Here is a 1,406-nt window from a genome sequence, read left to right on the forward strand (position 1 = left end):
AGCAGGGCACGCAGCGCGCGGTCCACGCCCGACAGTCGCGCGTCGAGCACCTTGGCCGGGTCGGCGACCGACCAGATCGCCGGGACGTACTCGGCGACCATCCGGGGGCTGAAGCTGTAGTAGGTGGCCGTCACCAGTTCGGGCCCGGCCGCGCCCAGCGGGGCGGAGCGCAGCGCGAAGTAGCCGGGCCACCGCTCGTCGGTCGCCAGGCCGAGCGCCGCGGCCTCCTCGGTGAGCTCCGGCGCGTAGTAGACCAGCGCGTGCACGGGCTCGACCAGCTGCCACAACTGCCGCACCATCGTGGGTTCCATCCCGACCTCCCCGACCGGACCGCTCATCTTGTCGCCGTCAAGTTTGCGTCCCGATCGACCAACTTGTCAATGACAAGTTTTGAGCAAAGGCGTGGGCCCGGGAGCACCCGGGCCCACGCGGAAGGTCAGATGTCGTTGTGCCAGCCGCGGTGGATCTCGCCGGCCGGACGTGGCTCGCCCTTGGCGACCACCCGCCACAACCGGTCCGGCTCGGCGTGGTCGCGCAGCGACAGCTCCACGCCGACGCGTACCCGGCGGTCGTCGCGCACCCAGGCCACCAGGTGGCGGTCACCGCTGACCAGCTGCAGCTGCACCAGCATCCGTTCCCTCGTCCCGACCATGACGACCGCCCCTTCTCCACTCCCGACGCCGCGCCCGACCGGCGACGACCGAGGCACCAGGATGACCGGCGTCGATCGGCGCGGCAACCGGTATTGGCGATCACGGGTGGGCTGCGTCACGATGGGCGCGAGGAGGTCGCCGATGGCCGACCCGTGGCTCGCCCTGGAATTCGGTGCCGATCCGGCCGAGCGGATCGCGCAGGTCGGTGCCGCCCACGAAGCGTTCCTCACCGCCGGTGACCTGCCGCCCCGGGTCCGCGACGTGGTCGCCGAGTCCTGGCGGCGGTCGGCCGGCGCACTGCTCGACCCGGAGGCCACCGCCCCGGTCGACCTCACCGACGACGCGCTGGAGAGCTACCGCGCCGCCCACCCCCTCGCCCGGGTGCTGCCGCTCTTCCGCGACCTGCTCGGCGGCATCGCCGACGACGGCGCGCACCTGATGGCGGTCTGCGACGCCGGCGGGCGACTGCTCTGGGTGGAGGGGCACCCGGGGGTGCTCCGGCACGCCGAACGGATGAACTTCGTCCCCGGCGCCCGCTGGGACGAGGCCCACGCCGGCACCAACGCCCCCGGCACCGCCCTCGCCGTCGACCACAGCGTGCAGATCTTCGCCACCGAGCACTTCGTCCGCCCAGTGCAGCGCTGGACCTGCGCCGCGGCACCCGTCCACGACCCCACCGGCCGGTGCTCGGCGCCATCGACATCACCGGCGGCGACCACCTCGCCACCCCGCAGAGCCTCGCCATGGTCCGGG

General features: G+C 73.3%; 1 protein-coding gene and 2 pseudogenes. 1 reads left to right on the forward strand and 2 read right to left on the reverse strand.

Going from position 1 to position 1,406, the window contains the following annotated elements:
• Positions 1-311 (reverse strand): annotated as a pseudogene (locus JNW89_RS36230) (hypothetical protein); the annotation flags it as partial.
• Positions 312-436: 125 nt separating this feature from the next.
• Positions 437-631 carry a hypothetical protein gene (locus JNW89_RS36235; protein WP_238452433.1) on the reverse strand — a complete coding sequence of 65 codons (195 nt, stop codon included), beginning with the start codon at positions 629-631 and terminating at the stop codon, positions 437-439.
• A 163-nt stretch (positions 632-794) separates the two neighbouring features.
• On the opposite strand from JNW89_RS36235, the pseudogene JNW89_RS36240 reads away from it, so the two are divergent.
• Positions 795-1,406: pseudogene (locus JNW89_RS36240) on the forward strand (transcriptional regulator); the annotation flags it as partial.

The sequence above is a fragment of the Micromonospora sp. 4G55 genome, from assembly GCF_016803375.1.

Bases quoted from the DNA above. Each gene is read 5' to 3' on its own strand.
- JNW89_RS36235 (WP_238452433.1), bottom strand. From the start codon at position 631: ATGCTGGTGCAGCTGCAGCTGGTCAGCGGTGACCGCCACCTGGTGGCC.